General features: G+C 64.8%; 18 protein-coding genes and 1 tRNA gene. 6 read left to right on the top strand and 13 right to left on the bottom strand.

The features are described 5' to 3' along the window. Positions 1–4 precede the first annotated feature (4 nt). The 9 genes from CLU86_RS01750 to CLU86_RS01705 form a co-directional block, all read right to left on the bottom strand. Positions 5–1,450, bottom strand: a complete 1,446-nt coding sequence (locus CLU86_RS01750) for a sodium:solute symporter family protein (RefSeq protein WP_099740376.1) — start codon at positions 1,448–1,450, stop codon at positions 5–7. 105 nt (positions 1,451–1,555) lie between these two features. Next, complete coding sequence (gene ubiB, locus CLU86_RS01745; protein WP_099740375.1) at positions 1,556–3,121, bottom strand: ubiquinone biosynthesis regulatory protein kinase UbiB; 1,566 nt, start codon at positions 3,119–3,121, stop codon at positions 1,556–1,558. Next, positions 3,118–3,696: an SCP2 domain-containing protein gene (locus tag CLU86_RS01740; RefSeq protein WP_099740374.1), complete on the bottom strand. Its 579-nt coding sequence runs from the start codon at positions 3,694–3,696 to the stop codon at positions 3,118–3,120. The genes ubiB and CLU86_RS01740 overlap by 4 nt, the downstream gene beginning before the upstream one ends. Positions 3,697–3,736: 40 nt before the next feature. Beyond that, a complete protein-coding gene (locus CLU86_RS01735) occupies positions 3,737–4,747 on the bottom strand; it encodes a Tim44 domain-containing protein (RefSeq protein ID WP_099740373.1) in 1,011 nt (336 codons plus the stop codon). A 47-nt stretch (positions 4,748–4,794) separates the two neighbouring features. Next, complete coding sequence (gene ubiE, locus CLU86_RS01730) at positions 4,795–5,526, bottom strand: bifunctional demethylmenaquinone methyltransferase/2-methoxy-6-polyprenyl-1,4-benzoquinol methylase UbiE (RefSeq protein ID WP_099658290.1); 732 nt, start codon at positions 5,524–5,526, stop codon at positions 4,795–4,797. 183 nt (positions 5,527–5,709) lie between these two features. Next, the gene (locus CLU86_RS01725) at positions 5,710–6,126 is read right to left on the bottom strand and encodes a gamma-butyrobetaine hydroxylase-like domain-containing protein (RefSeq protein ID WP_099658289.1); all 417 of its coding nucleotides are present in this window, start codon (positions 6,124–6,126) and stop codon (positions 5,710–5,712) included. A 62-nt stretch (positions 6,127–6,188) separates the two neighbouring features. Continuing rightward, positions 6,189–6,623, bottom strand: a complete 435-nt coding sequence (locus CLU86_RS01720) for an HIT family protein (RefSeq protein WP_099740372.1) — start codon at positions 6,621–6,623, stop codon at positions 6,189–6,191. 163 nt (positions 6,624–6,786) lie between these two features. After that, positions 6,787–10,704, bottom strand: a complete 3,918-nt coding sequence (locus tag CLU86_RS01710) for an FAD/FMN-binding oxidoreductase (protein WP_099740371.1) — start codon at positions 10,702–10,704, stop codon at positions 6,787–6,789. Positions 10,705–10,830: 126 nt separating this feature from the next. After that, the gene (locus CLU86_RS01705; protein ID WP_099743216.1) at positions 10,831–11,706 is read right to left on the bottom strand and encodes an MOSC domain-containing protein; all 876 of its coding nucleotides are present in this window, start codon (positions 11,704–11,706) and stop codon (positions 10,831–10,833) included. 146 nt (positions 11,707–11,852) lie between these two features. Here CLU86_RS01705 and CLU86_RS01700 point away from each other — a divergent pair, with 146 nt between their 5' ends. The 5 genes from CLU86_RS01700 (at position 11,853) to CLU86_RS01680 (ending at position 16,806) form a co-directional block, all read left to right on the top strand. Beyond that, positions 11,853–12,989: an FAD-dependent monooxygenase gene (locus CLU86_RS01700; protein ID WP_099740370.1), complete on the top strand. Its 1,137-nt coding sequence runs from the start codon at positions 11,853–11,855 to the stop codon at positions 12,987–12,989. Positions 12,990–13,051: 62 nt separating this feature from the next. Next, the gene (locus CLU86_RS01695; RefSeq protein ID WP_099740369.1) at positions 13,052–13,780 is read left to right on the top strand and encodes a DsbC family protein; all 729 of its coding nucleotides are present in this window, start codon (positions 13,052–13,054) and stop codon (positions 13,778–13,780) included. Positions 13,781–13,969: 189 nt separating this feature from the next. Further along, entirely contained in the window at positions 13,970–15,775 is a 1,806-nt protein-coding gene (locus tag CLU86_RS01690; RefSeq protein ID WP_099743215.1) for a M61 family metallopeptidase, read from the top strand. A 147-nt stretch (positions 15,776–15,922) separates the two neighbouring features. Then, entirely contained in the window at positions 15,923–16,702 is a 780-nt protein-coding gene (locus tag CLU86_RS01685) for an enoyl-CoA hydratase (protein WP_099658283.1), read from the top strand. Between the two features lie 27 nt (positions 16,703–16,729). Beyond that, positions 16,730–16,806: transfer RNA gene (locus CLU86_RS01680), tRNA-Met, on the top strand. Between the two features lie 158 nt (positions 16,807–16,964). Here the strand turns inward: CLU86_RS01680 and arsA are convergent. From arsA to add, 3 genes are all read right to left on the bottom strand, one after another. Next, positions 16,965–18,782, bottom strand: a complete 1,818-nt coding sequence (gene arsA, locus CLU86_RS01675; RefSeq protein WP_099740368.1) for an arsenical pump-driving ATPase — start codon at positions 18,780–18,782, stop codon at positions 16,965–16,967. A gap of 135 nt (positions 18,783–18,917) precedes the next feature. Beyond that, positions 18,918–19,961 carry a tripartite tricarboxylate transporter substrate binding protein gene (locus CLU86_RS01670; RefSeq protein WP_099740367.1) on the bottom strand — a complete coding sequence of 348 codons (1,044 nt, stop codon included), beginning with the start codon at positions 19,959–19,961 and terminating at the stop codon, positions 18,918–18,920. 13 nt (positions 19,962–19,974) lie between these two features. Then, positions 19,975–21,066: an adenosine deaminase gene (gene add / locus CLU86_RS01665; protein ID WP_099740366.1), complete on the bottom strand. Its 1,092-nt coding sequence runs from the start codon at positions 21,064–21,066 to the stop codon at positions 19,975–19,977. Between the two features lie 69 nt (positions 21,067–21,135). On the opposite strand from add, the gene CLU86_RS01660 reads away from it, so the two are divergent. Beyond that, positions 21,136–22,077 (top strand): LysR family transcriptional regulator, encoded by a 942-nt coding sequence (locus tag CLU86_RS01660; protein ID WP_099740365.1) that lies wholly within the window; start codon positions 21,136–21,138, stop codon positions 22,075–22,077. Positions 22,078–22,134: 57 nt separating this feature from the next. Here CLU86_RS01660 and CLU86_RS01655 read toward each other — a convergent pair whose 3' ends face one another. Beyond that, entirely contained in the window at positions 22,135–22,989 is an 855-nt protein-coding gene (locus tag CLU86_RS01655) for a ZIP family metal transporter (RefSeq protein WP_099740364.1), read from the bottom strand. Positions 22,990–23,015: the final 26 nt, after the last annotated feature.

Here is a 23,015-nt window from a genome sequence, read left to right as displayed (position 1 = left end):
GCCGTCACTCCACCCCCACCACGCGGTGGTGCCCCGCATGGCTGTTGCGAATGGCCTGGGGGCCCAGCGAGCCCGCAAGCATGCCCACCAAGGCGGCCAGAACGCCAGCCAACTGGGCCGGAAACTCCTTGCCAGCGGGTGTTGCCAAGAACAGCAGCCAGGTCAGCAACCCCAGCACGATGGCAAAAATAGCGCCCTGGGTGGTGGCACGCTTCCAGTACAAACCAAACACCAGGGGCACAAACGCCCCCACCAAAGGCACCTGGTAGGCGCCCGAGACCAGTTCATAGATGGGCGTGCCCTGCATGTAAATCGCATATGCCAGCACAAACAGGCTGAACACCAGCGTGGTGACGCGCATGGTCAGCAGATGCTGGCGGTCAGACGCGTGCGGGCGAAACTGGCGCCAGATGTTCTCGGTAAACGTCACGCTGGGCGCAAGCAAGGTGGCCGAGGCGGTGGATTTGAGGGCCGACAGCAAGGCGCCAAAGAACAGCACCTGCATCACAAAAGGCATCTTGGACAGCACCAGCGTGGGCAGCACTTTTTGCGGGTCGTCCTTGAGCAGCTCGGCGGTTTCGCCCGGCATGATGATCAACGCACTGGCCACCAGAAACATGGGCACAAAGGCAAACAGGATGTAGCAGATGCCGCCAATCACGGGGCCGCGCGTGGCGGCCTGGATGTTGTTGGCCGACATGACACGCTGGAACACGTCTTGCTGCGGAATGGAGCCGAACATCATGGTGATGGCAGCTGCCACGAAAAACACGATGTCGTGGAACTTGGGCTCGGGCAGGAAGCGGAACAGCTCGCGGCTGGAGGCGAACTCCAGCACCTTGCCGGCGCCGCCAGCCATGTTGCCCGCAAACACGGCAATGATGGCCAGGCCCACCACCAGGATGATCATCTGGATGAAATCGGTCACCGCCACGGACCACATGCCACCAAACAGGGTGTAGGCCAAGATGGACACCACCCCAATGACCATGCCCACCGAGATGCTGATGGCACCACCCGAGAGCAGGTGGAACACCAACCCCAGTGCCGTCACCTGAGCGGACACCCAGCCCAGGTAGCTGAGCATGATGATCAGCGAACACACCACCTCCACCGTGCGGCCAAAGCGCTCGCGGTAGTAGTCGCTGATGGTCAGCAGGGTCATCCGGTACAGACGTCCCGCAAAAAACAGCCCCACCAAAATCAGGCAAAAGCCTGCACCAAAAGGGTCCTCGACCACATTGCCGAGCCCCCCTTCAATGAACTTGGCCGGAATGCCCAGCACGGTTTCTGACCCAAACCAGGTCGCAAACGTGGTGGTGATGATCATGTACAGCGGCAAATGTCGCCCGGCAATGGCGAAATCGGCCGCGTTCTTGACGCGCCTGGCGGCCAGCAGGCCAATGGCGATAGTGATCAGCAGATAGACGATGACCAGGGTCAACAGCACGGCATGCTCCTTGATGTCGCGGACGTTGGAGGAAAGAACAACCTAAGCGAAAGTAGTGCCAGGGGCCCCGCAGGCCCCCTGGAATCTGCCCACGGCAAACGGGACTTAAAACAACCGAATGCGCACCAGCACCTGCATGGCCAGCAAACCCAGCACAAAGCCCAAGCCCACGCTGCAGATCAGTTGCAGCAAGCGGTTGGTCCGCTTCTGGGTCTCCACCAGCTCTCGCAGGGCTGTGTGCTCTTCGGAGGGACGGCGGCGCAAAAAATCGTGGAGCAGCCTGGGCAGCTCGGGCAGCAGCTTGGCGTAATGCGGGGCCTCGGCACGCATGTCGCGCCACAGCCTTTGCGGCCCCATTTGCTCCAGCATCCACTTTTCCAGGAAGGGCTTGGCCGTGCTCCACAGGTCCAACTCGGGGTCCAGCTCACGCCCCAGCCCCTCAATGTTGAGCAGGGTTTTTTGCAGCAGCACCAGTTGGGGCTGGATTTCAACATGAAACCGGCGCGAGGTCTGGAACAGGCGCATCAGCACCATCCCCAGCGAAATCTCTTTGAGCGGGCGGTCAAAATACGGCTCGCACACCGCCCGAATGGCGGATTCGAGATCGTTGGCCCGTGTCTCGGGCGGCACCCAGCCGCTTTCAATGTGCAGCTCGGCCACGCGTTTGTAGTCGCGGCGGAAAAACGCCACAAAATTCTGCGCCAGGTATTCCTTGTCCACCTCGGTGAGCGTGCCAACGATGCCGAAGTCCAGCGAGATGTAGCGCCCAAAGGTTTCAGGCTCCAGGCTGACCTGAATGTTGCCTGGGTGCATGTCGGCGTGGAAGAACCCATCGCGGAACACCTGGGTGAAGAAGATGGTGACGCCATCGCGCGCCAGCTTGGGAATGTCCACCCCCGCGTCGCGCAAGCGATCCACCTGGCTGATGGGCACGCCCTTCATGCGCTGCATGACCATCACTTCAGGGTGGCAGAAGTCCCAGAAAATCTCAGGGATCAGCACCAGATCCAGCCCCTGCATGTTGCGCCGCAGCTGCGCGGCGTTGGCCGCCTCGCGCACCAGGTCCAGCTCATCGTGCAGGTAGTTGTCAAACTCGGCCACCACCTCGCGTGGCTTGAGGCGCTTGCCGTCGGCCGACAGGCTCTCGACCCAGCCCGCCATCATCCGCATGAGGCTCAGGTCTTTTTCAATCACAGGCAGCATGCCAGGGCGCAGCACCTTGACGGCCACCTCGCGCTGCACGCCATCGCGGTCAATCAGCGTGGCAAAGTGCACCTGCGCAATCGATGCGCTGGCCACAGGCACACGCTCGAACGAGGTGAACACGGTATCGACCGGTTTGCGAAAAGCGCGCTCGATGGTGGCAATGGCCACGTTGGGGTCAAACGGCGGCACCCGGTCTTGCAGCAATGCCAGTTCGTCGGCAATGTCAGGGGGCAACAGGTCACGCCGGGTGGAGAGCACCTGGCCAAACTTGACGAAGATGGGGCCCAGTTGCTCCAGCGCCTCGCGCAGGCGCTGGCCTCGCGGCGCGTCCAGCTTGCGCCCAAACGACAGCATGCGCGACAACCAGCGCAAGCCGGGCTTTTGAAAGCTGTCCAGAACCAAACCGTCCAGACCGTACCGGAACACCACCCACAAGATGGTGCAGCCGCGCAAAAAACGCTTCATGCCGCGGCCCGGTCCACGCCGTCTGGAGCAGAGGCGGGCACCACGGCGCCCTCGGACACGCGGGTACCGACAAACTGGCGCAGTGCCTGCGCGGCGCGACGCGCCACGTTGCACAGCTGGTGGGCGGGCGCATCGCCCATCAAGCGGGCCAGGTCTTCCTCCAGATCCCAGCGCACATGGTCGGCCAGCCAGTTGATTTCTGCCGCCAGTTGCACATCGCCCTCGATGCGAATGGCGGGCTTGTCGCCCCGCAAGGCGCCTTGGGCCAAGGCCAGCGGCGACAGCTCGGTCACCTCCAGCCGCAGATCAGGGGTATCGCCCTCGCCCGCTAGGTTGAACAACCCGGCAGGTGTGACCAGCAACGCCATGGAATAGTGGCGCCACTGCACGCGCGCAACGCGGCCCTTTTGGCGGCGCAGGCGCTCCATGGCCTCGGGCTCTTGCATCAGAACGTGGTTGATGAACAGCACGGCGCGCTGATGCACTTCGTGGACCAGCCATTGCGGAGGCTGCGGTCCAGAAGTGACGCGGTCAAAAATGCCATCCAGAAATGAAAAAGGGGACTGTGTTGCCATAGTCCCCGATTATTCCCTGAACTGGGATGACCCTGCGCGTTTACTGCAGAGCTTGCACGCCAGCCACCAGCCAGCCGCTGTTGCCAGTCTTGCCCTTGGTCATGTTCCAGACTTCGCGGAAGGGGCTGGGGCCCGCCGAGAGTTCTTCACGGATCATGCCGGAGAACTCCACGCTCGCCATGTAGCGGTCGTCCATTTCTTCGATGCCCAGCAGCTGCGCTTCAATCATGACCACATCGGTGTGGTTGGGCTCTGCACCGCGCTGCGACTGGCGCTCGGCCAGCTGGGTGCGGATTTCTTCGAGCATGCTGTCCGTCATCATCGAGCGCAGCGTGGAAATGTCAGAGCGGTCCCAAGCGGCTTGCAGCGTCACGAAGTTGCGCTTGGCGGCCGACAGGAAACCGTCGGTGTCAAAGCCTTCTGGAACGCCCCAGTTTTGCGAGCCTGCCAGGCCAGAGCCGATCACCACGCCAGAGCCTTGGGCCTGGCGCGAGGCATCAAAGGCCATGCTGCTGCGCTCCCAGGGGCGGGCCGACGCGTCGTTGCCCACGTTCTCAGGGCGGTAGGTGTTGGGGACCTGGGCCGCTGCCGGTGTGGCAGCCCCAGCGCCCGCGCCTTGGAAGGCGAACGGTGCGCCACCTGCCGGGCTGGCAGCACCCGAGCGGCGAGCGCGCATGACCATGCCAATCACCGCAACCGCCGCCAAGGCCAGCAGTGCAATCATCAAGAACTGACCGAACCCGGCACCCAGGCCCAACGAGCTGGCCAACCACGCCAGGCCCAAGCCTGCGGCCAGGCCGCCCAGCATGGCGCCCCAAGGCCTCTTGGGCGCTGCGGCAGCAGGCGCTGCACCCGCCGGTGTGGCGGGCTTGGCAGCGGCTGCGTTGTTTGTGGCGTTCTGGGCAGGTGCCGCGCCGCCAGACGATTCGCGTTGGGTCACGTTGCTCGATTGCTGTCCAACGGACTTACCGCCCCCCATGCGCTTGGCTTCGGCGTCCACATGGACCACCGCCATCAGCGCCACCAAAACCACAGACCACAGTTTCATCATGTCATCTCCGTTGAGTCATTCATCAGCATTGAGCGCAAACATTGCGTTCAGCACTTGATTCCAACATGCAAAGCCACTACTCCGCCAGTCATGTTGTGATAGTCCACATGCCCAAAACCGCTTTGCTGCATGAGGGATTTGAGATCTTCCTGGCTTGGATGCATGCGAATGGACTCGGCCAGGTAGCGGTAGCTGGCGTCGTCTCCCGCCACCAGCTTGCCCAGTTGCGGCAGCACCTTGAAGGAATACCAGTCGTACACCTTCTCCAGCGGCTTGGCGACCTTGGAAAACTCCAGCACCAGCAGCCTGCCGCCGGGCTTGAGCACACGGCACATTTCTGCCAAGGCGCGGTCTTTGTGGGTCATGTTGCGCAGGCCAAAGGCCACGCTCACCACGTCGAAATGCGCATCAGGAAACGGCAGTTGTTCGGCGTCACACACCAGCGTGGGCAGCACCACGCCCGCATCGATCAGGCGGTTGCGTCCCGTGCGCAGCATGGCCTCGTTGATGTCGGTGTGCACCACGCGCCCGGTGCTGCCGACCTTTTTGGCAAACGCCAGCGACAGATCGCCCGTGCCCCCGGCAATGTCCAGCACCTGGCTGCCTTCGCGCAGGTTGGCCACCATCACGGTGTAGGCCTTCCAGGCGCGGTGCAGACCGCCCGACATGAGGTCGTTCATCACGTCGTACTTGGACGCAACCGAATCAAACACACCGCGCACGCGCTGTGCTTTTTCCGTTTCGTCGACCGACTCAAATCCAAAGTGGGTGTTGCTCATGGCATTCATGCTAGGCGCCTGCGCGCCTGCCGTACAGCGACAACCCCGCACTGATATGGGGCATCCGTCGCAGGGTTGATATCAAAAGGGAGGCTAGCGCTTTCAGGATAAGCGCTAGCAGCTACTATTTTTATAGCATTTGCACTGCCGCGCGGCTCCATCCCCTGACGGGCGCGTCGCACTTCAGTGGCTACCGCAGGCATGGCCGCCACCTTTGGCGGCCATGGGCGCGTCACGCTCCACCCCAGCAGCGGCCAGGCGCTCAGCATATTGCTGCCACAAGGCGTCTTGCTGCTGGCCCAGCTCGTAGAGATAGTCCCAGCTGAAGATACCGCTGTCGTGGCCGTCCGAAAACGTAGGCTTGACGGCATAGTTGCCCACCGGCTCTAGGTTCACCAGCGTCACCTCGCGCTTGCCGGTTTGCAGCACTTCCTGGCCGGGCCCGTGGCCCTGCACTTCGGCCGAGGGGGAGTACACGCGCATCAGCTCAAACGGGATGCGGAACGCGGCACCGTCCGAAAATGCCACCTCCAGTACGCGAGAGGCCTCGTGGACCGTGAGCGCGGTGGGCGTCGGAGCGCCTGTTTTCAAACCAGCCATGCAATCACCTGTCAAAAAATGGAAGCGGGCCTGCGCCCGTCAAAAACTGGGAAAGCTACCGCTCAAGCGACAGGCATCACGGCATCCAGACGCGCCCGCAGTGCAGACTCCAGCGCGGGCAGCAGCGCATGCACGGCAGCCTCTTGGTCTGCAGGGCCAAGGCGTTGCGCTGCGGCCCAGACCGGCGCGGGGAAGTGGCTGTCCCAGTCAAAGCGTGCAATCACGTGCCAGTGCAGGTGCGGCACCATGTTGCCCAGCGCCGCGATGTTGACCTTGGTGGGGGCCAGGTGCTGGCGCAGGGCTTGCTCCACCACCGTCACCGCCTCCATGCAGTGGCTGCGATCGGCGGCCGACAGATCAGAAAATTCGGCCACATGCGCCGTCCACACCACGCGGTAGAAGGCCGGAAAGCCCGCCTCATGCGCGCGGATGACGCGCAGCTTCTCGCCACGCCAGACCAGCGCACCGCCGTCTTCTTCGCACAGGGGGCAGCTCATTGAGATAACTCCACGGAGCTTCTCATATCAAATGCAGCCCGCAACCGGCGCAGCCTATAGCCGTGGACGCCGAGCAAGGGCCGCCCCGCGGCGAGGGCGTCGTCCCCCTCCCGCGCAGCGAGAGAGGGGGAAGGAGCGAAGCGACTCAGGGGGAGCTTCATTGCTACACAAGCACCCGCTCAATGCCACCCTGGTTGGCGCGCTGCACATACTCAGGCATCCAGTTCTCACCCAGGATCTGCTTGGCCATCTCGATGACGATGTAGTCGGCTTCGAGCAGGCCGTTTTGCAGGTCGCCCTCGTAGCGGTTCAGACCCTGCAAACAGCTGGGGCAGCTGGTCAGGATCTTGACGTTGTCCTCTGCGCCCACAGCACCGCTTGTGCGCAAGGCGGCTTCACCCTTGCGGATTTCTTCTTCCTTGCGAAAGCGCACTTGCGTCGAAATATCGGGCCGCGACACGCCCAGCGTGCCGGATTCGCCGCAGCAGCGGTCGCTCTTGAGCACCTGCTCGCCCACCAGCGCCTTCACGGTCTTCAGACTGTCCTGCTGCTTCATGGGGTTGTGGCAAGGCTCGTGGTACAGGTACGCGCCCTTTCCTTGCAGGGTGATGCCCTTTTCCAGCAGGTATTCGTGGATGTCGATGATGCGGCAGCCCGGGAAGATCTTGTCGAACTGGTAGCCCTGCAGCTGGTCGTAGCAAGTGCCGCAGCTCACCACCACGGTCTTGATGTCCAGGTAGTTGAGCGTGTTGGCCACGCGGTGGAAGAGCACCCGGTTGTCCGTGATCATCTTCTCGGCCTTGTCGAACTGGCCGCTGCCGCGCTGCGGGTAGCCACAGCACAGGTAACCCGGTGGCAGCACCGTCTGCACGCCCGCATGCCACAGCATGGCCTGGGTCGCCAGGCCGACTTGCGAGAACAAGCGCTCGGACCCACAGCCGGGGAAGTAGAACACCGCCTCCGACTCGGCCGTGGTGGCCTGCGGGTTGCGGATGATGGGCACGTAGTTCTTGTCTTCGATGTCCAGCAGCGCGCGGGCGGTCTTCTTGGGCAGACCGCCGGGCAGCTTCTTGTTGATGAAGTGGATCACCTGCTCCTTGATCGGCGCGGTGCCCACCGTCGCAGGCGGCTTGGCGGTCTGCTTGCGGCCCACGGTGCGCAGGATGTCCACCACGGCGCGCTGGGCCTTGTAGCCCACATCCACCACAGCGGTACGCAGGAACTTGATGGTGTCCGGGTTGGTGGCATTGAGCATGGCCATGGCCAGCGCGTTGCCGGGGCGGAAGGTCTTCTTGCCCATCTTGCGCAGCAGGTTGCGCATGTTCATGGTCACGTCGCCAAAGTCGATCTTGACCGGGCAAGGCGTGTAGCACTTGTGGCACACCGTACAGTGGTCGGCCACATCTTCAAACTCTTGCCAGTGCTTGATAGACACACCACGGCGCGTTTGCTCTTCGTACAAGAAGGCTTCAACCAACAGCGAGGTGGCCAAAATCTTGTTGCGCGGGCTGTACAACAGGCTGGCGCGCGGCACGTGCGTGGAGCACACGGGCTTGCACTTGCCGCAGCGCAGGCAGTCCTTCACGCTCTCGGCAATAGCGCCAATGTCGCTTTGCTGCATGATCAGCGACTCGTGCCCCATCAACCCGAAGCTGGGCGTGTAGGCATTGGTCAAGTCGGCATGCACCACAGGTGCATTAGAAGCATTTTTGGCCTCTATCGCCTTCCCATCAAGCGCTGGCAGCTCCTGATTTCGTAGCAGCTTACCCTTGTTGAAACGGCCATCGGGGTCCACCTTGCGCTTGTAGTCGGCAAAGGGACGCAGCTCGTCGTCGGTCAGGAACTCCAGCTTGGTGATGCCAATGCCGTGCTCGCCCGAGATCACGCCATTCAAGCTGCGCGCCAGCACCATGATGCGCGCCACGGCCTCGTGCGCGGTCTGCAGCATTTCGTAGTCGTCGCTGTTGACCGGCAAGTTGGTGTGCACATTGCCATCGCCCGCGTGCATGTGCAGAGCCACCCACACGCGGCCCTTGAGCACGCGCTTGTGGATGGCCACGGCCTCGTCCAGGATGGGCTTGAACGCCGCGCCGGTGAAGATGCCTTGCAGCGGCGCCCGCAGTTGGGTCTTCCAGCTGGCCCGCAGGGTGTGGTCTTGCAGTTGCGGGAACAGCGTTTCGACGTTGTTCAGCCAGCCTTGCCACAGAGCACGCACTTCGGCCACCTGGGCAATGGCCTGGGCCACACGGTCTTCCAGCAGCTCGGCTGCGGGCACGTCCTCAGCAGCGTCTTGCTTGCCCAGGGGCAGGTTGCCACGCTCGAAAAAGTCGGTCAGCGCATCGCACAGCTTGAGCTTGTTGCGCAGGCTCAGCTCGATGTTGATGCGCTCGATGCCGTCGGTGTACTCGGCCATGCGCGGCAGCGGGATCACCACGTCTTCGTTGATCTTGAAGGCGTTGGTGTGGCGGCTGATGGCCGCCGTCTTCTTGCGGTCGGCCCAGAACTTCTTGCGCGCATCGGCGCTGATGGCAATAAAGCCCTCGCCGCTGCGGGTGTTGGCCAGGCGCACCACTTCGCTGGTCACGCGGGCCACTTCGTCGGCGTCGTCCCCCGCAATGTCGCCGATCAGCACCATCTTGGGCAGACCGCCGTTGCCCTTCTTGCTCTTGGTGGCGTAGCCCACGGCCTTCAGATACCGGTCGTCCAGATGCTCCAGGCCCGCCAGCAACACGCCACTGCGTTTTTGCTCGGCAAACATGTAGTCCTTGATGTCCACGATGCTGGGCACCGCATCCTTGGCATTGCCAAAGAACTCCAGACACACGGTGCGGGTGTGCTCGGGCATGCGATGCACCACCCAGCGCGCGCTGGTGATCAGGCCGTCGCAGCCTTCTTTCTGGATGCCGGGCAGGCCAGCCAGGAACTTGTCCGTCACGTCCTTGCCCAGGCCTTCCTTGCGGAAGGTGCGACCCGGAATCTGCAGGCGCTCGGTGCGCACGGGCGTCTTGCCGTCGGCCTCGAAGTACTGCAGCTCAAACGTTGCCACTTCCACGTCATGGATCTTGCCCATGTTGTGGTCCAGGCGGGTCACCTCCAGCCACTGGGCGTCGGGTGTCACCATGCGCCAGCTGGCCAGGTTGTCCAGCGCCGTGCCCCACAGCACGGCCTTTTTGCCGCCTGCGTTCATGGCAATGTTGCCGCCAATGCAGGATGCCTCGGCACTGGTGGGGTCCACCGCAAACACAAAACCGGCGCGCTCTGCCGCGTCGGCCACGCGCTGCGTGACCACGCCCGCTTCGGTCCAGATGGTGCCCACATCCCGGTCCAGACCCGGCAGGCGGCGCAGTTCCACCTCAGTCATGGCTTCAAGCTTTTCGGTGTTGATGACCACGCTCTTCCAGGTGAGTGGAATCGCGCCGCCGGTGTAGCCCGTGCCGCCCCCACGCGGGATGATGGTCAGACCCAGTTCGATACAGCCCTTGACCAGCGCGGCCATTTCGGCCTCGGTGTCGGGGGTGAGCACGACGAAGGGATATTCGACACGCCAATCGGTGGCGTCCGTCACGTGGCTCACGCGCGAGAGGCCGTCGAACTTGATGTTGTCCTTGGCCGTCAGGCGGCCCAGTGTCTTTTGCACCTGGCGGCGCAACTGCGCAGCATTCTCGAAGGTTGCGTTGAACTCTTGCACCGCGCGGCGTGCGGCCACCACCAGCTCACCCACTAGGCGGTCGCGCTCAGCGTCGTCGTTGGGGGTGCGGCGTTTTTCGATTTCGCCCAGACGGTGGTTCAGCGCATCGACCAGCAGCTTGCGGCGGTCGGGGTTGTCCAGCAGGTCGTCCTGCAGGTAGGGGTTGCGTTGCACCACCCAGATGTCGCCCAGCACCTCGTACAGCATGCGGGCAGATCGGCCCGTGCGGCGCTCTTTGCGCAGTTGGTCCAGCAGGTCCCAGGCGGAGGAGCCCAGTAAGCGGATCACGATCTCCCGGTCAGAGAACGAGGTGTAGTTGTACGGGATTTCACGCAAACGGACAGGCTCGGCAGCCTGCGCCTGCAAGGCGGCCAACGCAATCGGAACATTCATGGGGATCAACCTGGGGTGGGCGCCGCGCGCCCATGAGCCTCGGGGGCGTGATTTTATGTCAGCGGCCCCAGCGGCGCGCAAAGCAGCAGGCAGAGCCCCTTTTCTGCTGAAAAAGAGCCCCCAACCTCAATCAAAACAATAGTTGGCGCCAAACCGCTGTCCTACGCGCAGCAGCGTGCCCGCACCGCGGACCACCACCGCGTTCATGCCAAAGGTGATAGCCCCCTGCAAGCGCTTGTCACTGCGGTAGGCGCTCAGGGCATCGCCTACCACCGGGCTGCTTTCGGCCGTGGTGGGGTCGATATTGGGGATCGGGCAACGGGCGCAGGGCTTGACGTGGCGCAGGTGCACCACACTCTGCGCTCCTGCGTCAATGCGCAGGTCCTCAATGCGGTCTTCGTCATGTGCATCCACCCCGCCCAGCACCAGGTTGGGTCGAAACCGCTCCACCCCCACAGCCCCATGGCCTGCGGCCGCCAGCCGTTCGTTGAGCCCGTCCATGGACCCCTCACTCGTCACCAGCAGCGAAAAGCCATCGGCAAACTGGGTGTGGGCCGCCACATCACCCGCCCACTGCTTGCTGGACCAGCGCCGGTGGTCGGGGTCAAACCGCACCAAGCGGCAAGGCTGGCCCAGAAAGTCACTGAACCACTGCGCTGCCACGGCCCCCATGTCCCAGGCAGGCACGGTGTCATCCCACACCGTGACGGTGGCGGGCGCCTCCACCACGTCCAGCGCCACATGCAGGGCCAGCATGCCGGGGGCGCGCAGCACCAGTTCGTCCAATTTGATCTGCGGACGGATGAGTGCCATGCGCGGCAGGCTGCGCTGGGTCAGAAACTGGCCCTGGGCATCCACCACCATCCAGGCACGGTCCAGGTCCAGGCCGGTTTCGGTCAACAGGGCTTCTTGCACTTCAATGCCCGCACAGGACTTCACGGGGTAAACAAACAACCGGGCAATGGTTCCAGTCACATCGGATTCGGCTTCAAATGACGACACGCTGCAGCGCTCCTGAAAAATGGGGACAAAAGGGGCGCACCAGCTCGCTTGCTTCGGTGGCACAGCCAAAAGCCCGAGCACGGGCGCCCATGGGGCGATTCTGCACTGCACCAGCAGGCTGCCGGGCCGCTCCTACAATCCCTGCCATGGCGCACACCTTTGATATCTGTATCCGTGGGGCTGGCATTGTCGGCCGCACCCTGGCTTTGCTGCTGGCCCGCGAACGCTTGCGTGTGGCCTTGGTCGCGCCCCCTGCCATCCAGCCCCCAGCCACCGACGTGCGGGCCTATGCCCTCAACACCGCTTCGCGCACGCTGCTGGAGTCGCTGCGCAGCTGGCCCGACCCTGAACACGCCACAGCCGTCACCCGCATGCAGGTGCAGGGAGACCAAGGCAGCGCTGTGCACTTCGACGCCGCCACCCAGGGCGCCGATGCCCTGGCCTGGATTGTGGACGTGCCCGCACTGGAGCAGCGTCTGGCCGAAGCCGTGCGCTACCAACCCCAGGTGGAGATGGTGCCTGCGCCGGTGGACGCCGCCCTGACCATCGTCTGCGAAGGCCGCGCCAGCAGCACGCGGTCCGAGTTTGGCGTGGAATTTGACGTCACCCCCTACACGCAGCACGCCATTGCCACCCGCCTGGCGTGCGAACACCCCCACGGCCAAATCGCAAGGCAGTGGTTTTTGCCGCAGGGCATCCTGGCCTTTTTGCCCCTGGATGGCGCCGATGGGCACACCGTGGCCGTGGTGTGGTCGGTCGAGCGCGAGCAAGTGGCCCCACTGCTGGACATGGCACCCGAGGCCTTTGCCGAAGAACTGCAGGCCGCCAGCCAAGGCGCGCTGGGCCAATTGGAACTGGTCGCCCCCCGCGCAGCATGGCCTTTGCAACAGGCCCAGGCGGCGCGTTGGTGCGGGCCCATGGCCGAGTCGGGCAAAACCACACGCAGCTGGGTGTTGGCGGGCGACGCCGCCCACAATATCCACCCCCTGGCAGGCCAGGGCCTGAACCTGGGGCTGGCCGACGCCCAGGCGCTGGCCGCTGTGCTGCATGGGCGCGACTACTGGCGCAGCGTGGCCGACCTGCGCCTGCTGCGCCGCTACGAGCGCGAGCGCAAAGCCGCCATGCTGCCCATGAGCCTGGCCACCGATGGCCTGCAGCAATTGTTCTCACGCCCCGAAAACCCGCTGCAAGCCCTGCGCAACTGGGGCCTTCGCGGCGTGGAGCGCAGTGGCCCGATCAAAAACTGGATTGCCCGCCAAGCCATGGGAACCCACGGGCTTTGAGCACACTCCCACCGACCTGAGCCCCCCAGACAACCCGCCCCTCTTTTTTGATTGATCTGCCCATGAAACTCATCTCCCTCCTGCTGGCTGCTGCGGCCCTCACCCTGGGCCTGTCTGCCCAGGCCCAGGAATCGGCCATCCGCAAAACCCTGGCCGAGCGCATTCCACAAATGGGCAAGATTGACGAGGTGCGCCCCACCGCCATGCCGGGCCTGTATGAAGTGCGCATTGGCACCGACGTGTTCTACGCCGATGCCAAAGGCAATTACGTCATCCAGGGAGAGCTGATCGACACCAAGGCCCGGCGCAACCTGACCGAAGACCGCATCAACAAGCTCACGGCGGTCGAATTCTCGGAGCTGCCCCTGAAAGACGCCTTCCCCATCGTGCGTGGCGACGGCAAGCGCAAGGTGGCCGTGTTTGAAGACCCCAACTGCGGTTATTGCAAGCGCTTTGAGCGGGATTTGCAGAACGTGGACAACGTCACCATCTACCTGTTCCTCTACCCCATCCTGAGCCCGGATTCGGCCGAAAAGTCGCGCAACGTCTGGTGCGCTAAAGACCGCGTGGTGGCCTGGCAAGACATGATGGTGCGCGACAAGCAACCCAGCAACGCCAGCTGCGACACGGCCGCCATCCAGCGCAATCTGGCCTTTGGCCGCAAGCACAAGATCACCGGCACCCCCACCCTGATTTTTGCCAACGGCACCCGTGTCCCCGGCGCCGTGGACGCGCAAGAGGTGGAAAAGCGCCTGGCCGAAGCCGCCAGCGACACCACCAGCAAGAACTGACACGGCTGACGCAAACCGGGACGTGGCACCGGCCCCGCAACAAGACGAACCGCTTGCCTGAGCCCTGTTTTGCGTCAATCATGACTAAGCGGTGCTCGCCCGGCGGGCGCCCCAGAGGGTTTGAACCAAGCCCAAATCAGCACCCCACACGCCCCCACCCACACGCCCTGCGCACCCCGCAGCAACGCCATGCCCAAAACCACTGCCGCCCCCGCACCGGTTCACTACGAGGTGGCTGCCGCCAACCTGCAAGCCCACCTGTACCAGGTCACGCTGACTATTGCGCAGCCCCAGGCGCGGCAGACGGTGTCGCTGCCGGTGTGGATTCCGGGCAGCTACCTGGTGCGCGAGTTTGCAAAGAACCTGCAGAACCTGCAGGCCCGCCAGGGCAAGCGCGCGGTGCCGCTGCACCAGGGCGACAAGCACTCCTGGGTCGCGCAGTGCCGCGAGGACGCGCCGCTGGTGCTGACCTACGAGGTGTATGCCTACGACAACTCGGTACGCACCGCCTGGCTGGACAGCGCCCGGGGCTTCTTCAACGGCACCAGCCTGTGCCTGCGCGTGCACGGCCAAGAAGCCGCCCGCCACAGCCTGTACATCGCACCCAGGCCTGCCACAGCCGCGTGGTCGGTGGCCACGGGCCTTGCGCCGCTCAAGACCGACAAAAAGGGCTTTGGCCTGTATGGCGCAGCCCACTACGACGAACTGGTGGACTGCCCTGTGGAGATGGGCGACTTTTGGCAGGGCCAATTCACAGCCTGTGGCGTGGCCCACCGGTTTGTGGTGGCCGGGGCCGCCCCATCGTTTGACGGCGAGCGCCTGCTGGCCGACACGCAAAAAATTTGCGAAACCGCCATTCGGTTCTGGCACGGCAAAGGCAAGGCGCCGTTTGGCAGCTACCTGTTTATGCTCAACGCGGTGCACGACGGCTACGGCGGGCTGGAGCACCGCAACTCCACCGCCCTGATCTGCGGGCGGCGTGACTTGCCCCGCGTGGGCGACAAGCGCCAAAGCGATGGCTACACCACCCTGCTCGGGCTCATCAGCCACGAGTACTTCCACACCTGGAACGTCAAGCGCCTGCGGCCTGCCGAGTTTGCGACGTACGACTACGACCAGGAAAACTACACCCAGCTGCTGTGGTTCTTTGAGGGCTTCACCAGCTACTACGACGACCTGCTGCTGCGCCGCGCCGGGCTCATCGATGACGCCACCTACCTCAAGCTCATCACAAAAACCATCAACCAGGTGCTGCAAACCCCGGGGCGCAAGGTGCAAACGGTGGCGCAGGCCAGCTTTGACGCCTGGGTGAAGTACTACCGCCAGGACGAAAACACCCCCAACGCCACGGTGAGCTACTACACCAAAGGCTCGCTGGTGGCGCTGTGCCTGGACCTGCGCCTGCGCCAGGAGGGCAAGACCACGCTGGACGACGTGATGCGTGGACTATGGAGCCGCTGCAAGGCAGGCCCCATGGCTGAAACCGACGTGCTGGCCGTGTTGGAGCAGTTGGCAGGGCGCTCCTACGCCCGCGACCTCCAGCAATGGGTGCACAGCACCGATGAGCTGCCCCTGGCCGAGCTACTGGCCGCCCACGGCGTGGCCGCGAAAAGCGAGCCCGCCCAGCTGGCGCAGCGCCTGGGCCTGCGCGTGGCCGAAAACCACAGCGTGCAGATCAAGACCGTGCTGCGCGGCGGCGCCGCCGAGAAGGCAGGCCTGGCCCCCGGCGACGAATGGCTGGGCGTGCAGGTCAAAGGCCAGGGCTGGCGCATCAGCAAGCTCGACGATGTGGGCTTTTACGCAGGCAGCCAAAAGCAGCTGACCGCCGTGGTGGCACGCGACGGGCGCCTGCTGGAATTGCCCTTGCAGCTGCCGTTGCCCGGCAACTCACCCGCCCCAACCAAGGGCCGCAGCCGCCCGGCAACGCCCGACAACGTGGGCCTGACCTGCACGGACGCCACTGCCACCAGCCGCTGGCTGGCAGGCTCCGCCTAACGGCGGCTTGACGGTGGCGCGACAGCCCCGTGCAAGCCGCATGGGTATAGTCATTGGTTACCGTATTGAACAGGCTTGGGCCACAGGTTCCAAGAATCTGTTCCAAGCGATTCCCACCGGTTCTGATACCCCAAACCAGGAGACAACATGGCTTACGAAACCATTGAAGTGCGCACCGAAGGCGAGAAGGTCGGCATCATCACGCTCAACCGCCCCAAGCAACTCAACGCGCTGAACGACCAGCTCATGAACGAGCTGGGCGAGGCCCTCAAGGCGTTCGATGCCGATGAAAAAATCGGCTGCATGATCGTGACGGGCAGCGAAAAAGCGTTTGCCGCCGGTGCCGACATTGGCGCCATGGCCAAGTACAGCTTTGCCGACGCCTACAAGGGCGACTACATCACCCGCAACTGGGAAGCCATCCGCAGCATCCGCAAGCCCGTGATCGCCGCCGTGAGCGGCTTTGCACTGGGTGGCGGCTGCGAGCTGGCCATGATGTGCGACTTCATCATTGCCGCAGACAACGCCAAGTTTGGCCAGCCCGAAATCAAGCTGGGCGTGATCCCCGGCGCGGGCGGCACGCAGCGCCTGCCACGCGCCGTGGGCAAATCCAAGGCCATGGACATGGCCCTGACCGGCCGCATGATGGACGCCACCGAGGCCGAGCGCGCAGGGCTGGTGAGCCGTGTGGTGCCCTTTGACAAGCTGCTGGACGAAGCCCTGGGCGCCGCGCTGATCATTTCGGACTTCTCGCGCATCGCCGTGATGGCGGCCAAGGAATCGGTCAACCGCTCGTTTGAAGGCACGCTGGCCGACGGGGTCATGTTTGAGCGCCGTCTGTTCCACGCGCTGTTTGCCACCCAAGACCAAAAAGAGGGCATGGACGCCTTCGTTGCAAAGCGCAAGGCCAATTTCGTGCACCAGTGATTTTTTTGGTCTATAATTTGAGGCTTCGGTGGTATAGCTCAGTTGGTTAGAGCGCAGCATTCATAATGCTGATGTCCCAGGTTCAAGTCCCGGTACCACCACCAAATCAAAAACCCTGCTTGGTTCGCCAAGCAGGGTTTTTTGTTGCCTGTGAGGGTTTGCGCCCGTCACACCATGGCCTGCCACTGAGTGCTTTTTTTAAGTATTTTTGGGCTTCAAGGCAATATCGGCAAGCGTAAGCAGCTATTTATTTCATAGCAAATTACGGCGCATCCACCAAAGCCCCCAGTGCCGCAACCCCCACCGGCGGCTGGGCCAGCCAGGGCAACACATAGGTGCGTTGCGCCAGGCCGTTGGCAATGCGTGCGGCCTGCTGCTGCTCACCCACCAGGCGGGCCTGCAGCAAAGGGTCGCTGGTGCCGGTGGCCACCACGCTTTTGTTGATGACCCAGGCCCAGGGCTCGATGTGGGCGCGGCGCAGGTCGTCCTGCAGTGCGGCGGCTTGGCTAACGGGCGTGACCTCGGGCAGGGTGACGATGACCACACGGGTCATGTCGGCGTCCTGCAGGCGCATGAGCGGCGTGATGATGTGTTTGGAGTTTGCACTGCCTTCGTACTGCTGAGTCATCTGCCGGTGGTAGGCGCCGGTGGCGTCCATCAGCAGCAGGCTGTGGCCGGTGGGCGCGGTGTCCAGCACCACAAAGGCGCTGCGGGCCTCGTTCACCACGCGGCTGAAGGCGTGGAACACGGCCACTTCTTCGGTGCAGGGGGACTGCAAGTCTTCCAGCAGCAGGGCGCGGCCCGCGTCGTCCAGCACCTTGCCGCGTGTGACCATGATCTTGTCGATGTAAGCCTGGGTTTCGGCCTGTGGGTCGATGCGCCCCACTTTCAGCCCCGGCAGGCTGCCATCGAGCTGACTTTGCACATGGGCCGCCGGGTCGGTGGTGGTGAGGTGCACGCTGTGCCCGCGTTGCACCAGGCCCACGGCGAGCGCGGCGGCGATGGTGGTCTTGCCCACGCCGCCCTTGCCCATCACCATGATGAGGCCGTGGCCCTTGGCGGCCAACGCGTCGGCCAGGGCTGCGAGGGGCTCCGCCTGCAACGGCACACCCGCTGCGGCAGTGGGCGCGCGCAACGTCACATCGCCGCCACCCAGCAAGGCCCGCAGCGCAGGCAGGCCCACGGTGTCGAAGGCGCGCAGCGGCACCTCGTCGCGCGGCAAATGCGCCAGCGCATCGGGCATCTGGTCCATGGCCTTACGGCCCAGGGCCTCGATGGCGTCGGCAACAGCGTCCTGCCCCGGTCGGCTGGCATGGAACACGCCGTTGATGGCCAGGCGCTGGTTGGCCAGGCCCAAGGCGCGCAGCTCCAGCGCGGTGCGCGCGGCCTCCTGCATGGGTCGGGGGTCGGGGCGGGTGACCAGCACCACGGTGGTCAGGGCCGGGTCGCTCAGCGCGGCCAGGGCGGCGTTGAAGCGCGCCTCCTGCATCTTCAGCCCCGAGTGCGGGCCCAGGCACGACGCCCCCCGGTCGTTGCCTGCCAAAAACCCGGTCCAGGCCTTGGGCAAGCTCAGCAGGCGCAGCGTGTGGCCGGTGGGGGCGGTGTCAAACACCACATGGTCGAACACGTGGCCGATGGCGCTGCCCTCGCTGGCCAGCAGCGCCGCAAATTCGTCGAACGCCGCGATCTCGGTGGTGCAGGCGCCCGAGAGTTGCTCGCGCACTGTCGCGCGCTCGTCGCTGGTGGCCGTGACCTCCAGCTGCGCCAGCACACGCTGGCGGTAGGCCTCGGCGGCGGTATCAGGGTCGATGTTGAGCATGTGCAGCCCCGGCACCCCAGGCACAGCCACCGGCTGGTTGGACAGCGGCACGCCCAGCATTTCGTCCAGATTGGAGGCCGCGTCGGTGCTGACCAGCAGCACCTGCCGGCCTGCATCTGCCAGGGCAATGGCCGTGGCAGTGGACAGCGAGGTCTTGCCCACCCCGCCCTTGCCGGTGAAGAACAGGAAACGCGTGGGCTGGGCGAACAGGCCCAAACGCACCCCGGTGGAATGGGACGGGACAGATGCGGCAGAGTTCATGCCATCAGGATGGCACAGCCCCCGCCTTTTGTCTGGCGCAAATTGCCCCGGGCCCCAGGCACTCGCCAACCCACTGACCTGCATCAAGGGCCAGGAGGCACAGCGCCGCACGGCAAGCAGCAACCCGCTGGCCGCTTATTCCTTGATGTTCGCGGCCTTCACGATTGCGGCATACCGGGCGCTTTCGGTCTGCACAAACCGCGCAAACTCCGCCGCGCTGCCCTTGCCCGCCACGGCGCCGCCGTCGGCCAGTTTGGCGCGCACATCGTCCAGGCGCAGCACTTCGCCCAGCTCGCGGTTCAGGCGTTCCACCACGGCGGGGGGCGTCTGCGCGGGGGCGAACAGGCCCGTCCACGAGACCATGTCAAACCCTTTGAAGCCTGCGGTCTCGGCCACGGTCGGCACGTCGGGCAGCGAAGGCAGGCGCTGGCCGTCCGTCAGGGCGATGGCCTTGAGCTTCTTGCTGTGGATGTGCGGCGCCGCCGTCACGCTGATGAGCACAGCCAGGTCCACCTGGTTGCCGATCACATCGGTCACGATCTGGGCGCCGCCTCGGTATGGCACATGCACCATGAAGGTCTTGCTCTGGTCTTTGACGCGCTCCATGGCCAGGTGCAGCACCGTGCCCACACCCGACGTGGCGTAGCTGAGCTGCCCTGGCTTTTCGCGCGCCAGGCGGATCACGTCGGCCAGGTTGTTGGCAGGCAGGCCCGGGCGGGCCACGATCACCATGGGGGCCGTGGTCACCAGGCCCACGGGGGCCAGGTCCTTGAGCGTGTCGTAGCGCACCGCCACCGGGTTCACCAGCCGCGCAATGGCGGCGGGGCTGTCGGCCCCCAGGACGAAGGTGTAGCCGTCCGGCGCGGCCTTGGCGGCCTTTTCCATGCCGATCACGCCCCCAGCCCCGGCCACGTTCTCAATCACCACGCTTTGCTTGAGGCGCTCGCCCAGCTTTTGGGCAATGAGCCGCGCCGTCACATCCACACTGCCCCCAGCGCTGAATGGAACGATGAGCGTGATGGGCTTGGCCGCAGGCCAAGCGGGCTGCGCCTGCGCGGCCACGCCGCAGCCGCCCGCCAGCACGGCTGCGGCGAGGTGCAAGGCGAGACGCCGGGTGCGGGAAGGCACGGAAGGTGGCAATGAAGACAGTGCCGAGAGGGGCGACAAAAGGGACAACATCAAAAAAACTCCTTCAGGGTGGCGCGGCAGCAAAAGCAGAGGCCTGCACTGGCGCCAGTTGCTGGTCAAACGCCGCCAGCCACTGCGTACGCCACGCACGGCGCGTGCCATCGTCGATCCACGCGGCATCCAGGCCGTTGACAAGAAAGCTGCGCAGGTCGGCCGCACCAAAGCCAAAGTCGCGCACCATCATGGCCCAAGCCTGTGTGGGGTTCACGTGGTGCAGCGTGGGGTCATCGGTGTTGGGGTGAATGCGCAGGCCCGCCGCAGGCATGTGGCGGATGGGGTGGTCCAGCGCCCAGCGCTCAGGGGCCAAGGTGCGCAGGTAGTACGAATTGGTGGGCACCACGGTGAAGACGATGCCCCGGTCGGCGCATTCGCGCACCAGCGCCGGGTTGTCGAGCACCGTGTAGCCGTGGTCGATGCGGTCCACCTGCAGCACGTCGATGGCCGTGCGCACGTTGTTCCAGGGCATGCCGAACTCGCCCGCATGGGCCGTGGTCTTGAGCCCGCCCCGGCGCGCCAGCGCATAGGCCGGGGCAAACCACTCGGGCGGGTGGTCCACCTCGCGGTAATCAATGCCAATGCCAATCACCTCGTCGCGCCGGTGGGCCAGCACCCACTCGACCATCTCGGTGGCGGCTGCGGGCGGGGCCTCGCGGTCAATCGCTGCAATCAAACGGCCGGTGATGCCGAAATCGGCCTCGGCATCGGCAATGGCGCGCACGATGCCGCCCAGCGCCTGCGGGTAGGCCAGCCCCGAATGCTGGGCGGTGCCCGTGGGGTTCCAGAAGAACTCGGCATAGCGCACCTGGTGCGCAGCGGCATCCTGCAGGTATTCGTAAGTCAGGCGGTGCAGGTCGTCGGGGCTGCGGATGAGTTCGGCGTCCAGCGCACGCAGCACCCGCAGCACGCCCACGGGCTTTTCACCCCGGGTGTAGAAGGCCTCGATCTCGGCATCGCTGATGGCCGCGCCCGCCCGGCGCACCAGGTGGGTGAACGTGGTGCACCGCACGGTGCCGAGCAAATGGCAGTGCAGCTCCACCTTGGGCAGGGCATGGAGAAAGGTGTACAGCGGGTCTGCGGGCGCGACAAAGGTGGGCATGGCCGCATGCTATGCAGCGCGGGGTGATAACGGAAGTGATTTAATTTGATGGCGCAATAAAAGCAATTTATGAGCAAGCCCCCTGCAAAGCCACTCACTACTGAGCCCGCCCCCGCGCACCGTGCGCCCACGCTGCGCCAGTTGCGCAGCTTTCAGGCCGTGGCCCGGGCCATGAGCTTTCGGCAGGCGGCCGAGGCGCTGTCGCTCACGCAGCCCGCGCTGTCGGCCTCCATCCGCGAGCTGGAGGCCGTGCTGGGCACCCCGGTGCTGGAGCGCAGCACGCACCATGTGCGCCTCACCCCGCAGGGCGCCCAGCTTTTGCCACAGGTCGAGCGGCTCCTCAATGGCTATGAGCAAGGGGTGGATGGGCTGTTTCGCACGCTCCACGATGGCAAGCGCGTCCTGCGCGTGGCCGCCCTGCCCTCGGCCATGCACCTGCTGGCCGCGCCCTTGCAGCAATGGCTGGCGCAGCACCCCGATGTGGACCTGCGCCTGTACGACCCGCTCAACGACGACCTGCTGGCCGCGCTGCAGCGCGGTGAAGTGGACCTGGCGCTGGGCGTGGCCTTGGACTTGCCGCCGCAGATCGAAGCCATCGCCGTGGCGCAAGACGACCTGGTTGCGGTGCTGCCCGTGGGCCACCGGCTGGCACCCCGTGCACGCCTGACGTGGCAAGACCTGGCGGGCGAACGGCTGGCCTTGTTTGCACGCGGCAGCACCTACGAGCTGGCCATGGCCACGTTGCGCCAACATGGGGCCGATCTGGCGCGTGCCGACCAGCTGCTGTACAGCGAGTCGCTCTACAGCCTGGTGCGCTGCGGGCTGGCGGTGGGCGTGATCTCGCGGCTGTACACCCACAGCTTGCACGAAGGCACCGTGAAGGTGTGCCCGCTGCAAGCCCCTGTCATCTCGCGCAAGGTGGCGCTCATGGTGCATGCCGCGCAGGATGCAAGACCGCCCCTGGTGCAAAGCTGCCTGGAATTCCTCACCCAGGCTCTGCGCAACGCTTGAAACGGGGGCTTGAACTGGGGGCCTGAGCGGGGCTGCTGCCCAACCCGTTCGACAACCTCAGTGGCTGTGCGCCGCCCCGCTCACCATAGTGACCACGACCATGCCCGCGATCAACCAGGCGATCTGCGCGATGGTTTCGCGCGCCGTCAGGCGCTTTTGCAGCTGGGGGATCAAATCGGCCAGCGCCACGTACACAAAGCTGCTCGACGCCACGGCCAGGAAGTACGGCAGGAAGTCTTGCAACTGCCCCACCAAGAAGTAGCCCACCACGCCGCCCAGCGCCGTCACGGCGCCTGCCAGCGACACCTTCACCAGCGCCATGCGGCGGTTGGGGCTGGTTTGGCGCAGCACCACCAGATCACCCATGTGGTGCGGCACCTCGTGCGCCAGCACCGACACGGCGGCGATCACGCCCAAGCGCAGGTCGGCCATGAAGGCCGAGGCAATCAGGATGCCGTCGCCAAAGCAATGCACGCTGTCGCCCGTCAGCACCGCCCAGCCGCCCGCGCGCGGGCCGTGGTGGTGGGCGTGGCCATGGTCGTGCCCCTCATGGTGTTCATGGGCACGCGCAGGGGGGTGTGCGTGGGCATGCGCGTGACCATCGCCGTGACCGTGGTGGCTGTGCTCATGCCCGTGGTGCCACAGCTCCGCCTTGTCGAGCAAAAAGAAAAACACCACGCCCACCAGCAGCGTGGCAAACAGGTCGTGTGCGCCCGCCTGGCTTTCAAACGCCTCGGGCAAGAGGTGCATGAAGGCGGTGGCCAGCAGCGCGCCGGCTGCCAGGCTCAGCAGGTGCTGGGGCCCCACGCCGTCGTGGCGCCCACCCAGGCCCATGCGCATCAAAAGGGCTGCCGCCCACACGCTGCCAATCCCCGCAGCCAGGGTGGCGATCAAGATTGCTATCAAAGTCATAGCTATTAGCGCTTATTAATAGTGCC

The organism is Acidovorax sp. 62, assembly GCF_002754495.1.
Classification (GTDB): Bacteria; Pseudomonadota; Gammaproteobacteria; order Burkholderiales; family Burkholderiaceae_C; genus Acidovorax.
This window is presented reverse-complemented; position numbering and strand designations above follow the sequence as displayed.

Bases quoted from the DNA above. Each gene is read 5' to 3' on its own strand.
- ubiB (WP_099740375.1), bottom strand. From the start codon at position 3,121: ATGAAGCGTTTTTTGCGCGGCTGCACCATCTTGTGGGTGGTGTTCCGG.
- CLU86_RS01740 (WP_099740374.1), bottom strand. From the start codon at position 3,696: ATGGCAACACAGTCCCCTTTTTCATTTCTGGATGGCATTTTTGACCGC.
- CLU86_RS01735 (WP_099740373.1), bottom strand. From the start codon at position 4,747: ATGATGAAACTGTGGTCTGTGGTTTTGGTGGCGCTGATGGCGGTGGTC.
- ubiE (WP_099658290.1), bottom strand. From the start codon at position 5,526: ATGAGCAACACCCACTTTGGATTTGAGTCGGTCGACGAAACGGAAAAA.
- CLU86_RS01725 (WP_099658289.1), bottom strand. From the start codon at position 6,126: ATGGCTGGTTTGAAAACAGGCGCTCCGACGCCCACCGCGCTCACGGTC.
- CLU86_RS01720 (WP_099740372.1), bottom strand. From the start codon at position 6,623: ATGAGCTGCCCCCTGTGCGAAGAAGACGGCGGTGCGCTGGTCTGGCGT.
- CLU86_RS01710 (WP_099740371.1), bottom strand. From the start codon at position 10,704: ATGAATGTTCCGATTGCGTTGGCCGCCTTGCAGGCGCAGGCTGCCGAG.
- CLU86_RS01700 (WP_099740370.1), top strand. From the start codon at position 11,853: ATGGCGCACACCTTTGATATCTGTATCCGTGGGGCTGGCATTGTCGGC.
- CLU86_RS01695 (WP_099740369.1), top strand. From the start codon at position 13,052: ATGAAACTCATCTCCCTCCTGCTGGCTGCTGCGGCCCTCACCCTGGGC.
- CLU86_RS01690 (WP_099743215.1), top strand. From the start codon at position 13,970: ATGCCCAAAACCACTGCCGCCCCCGCACCGGTTCACTACGAGGTGGCT.
- CLU86_RS01685 (WP_099658283.1), top strand. From the start codon at position 15,923: ATGGCTTACGAAACCATTGAAGTGCGCACCGAAGGCGAGAAGGTCGGC.
- arsA (WP_099740368.1), bottom strand. From the start codon at position 18,782: ATGAACTCTGCCGCATCTGTCCCGTCCCATTCCACCGGGGTGCGTTTG.
- CLU86_RS01670 (WP_099740367.1), bottom strand. From the start codon at position 19,961: ATGTTGTCCCTTTTGTCGCCCCTCTCGGCACTGTCTTCATTGCCACCT.
- add (WP_099740366.1), bottom strand. From the start codon at position 21,066: ATGCCCACCTTTGTCGCGCCCGCAGACCCGCTGTACACCTTTCTCCAT.
- CLU86_RS01660 (WP_099740365.1), top strand. From the start codon at position 21,136: ATGAGCAAGCCCCCTGCAAAGCCACTCACTACTGAGCCCGCCCCCGCG.
- CLU86_RS01655 (WP_099740364.1), bottom strand. From the start codon at position 22,989: ATGACTTTGATAGCAATCTTGATCGCCACCCTGGCTGCGGGGATTGGC.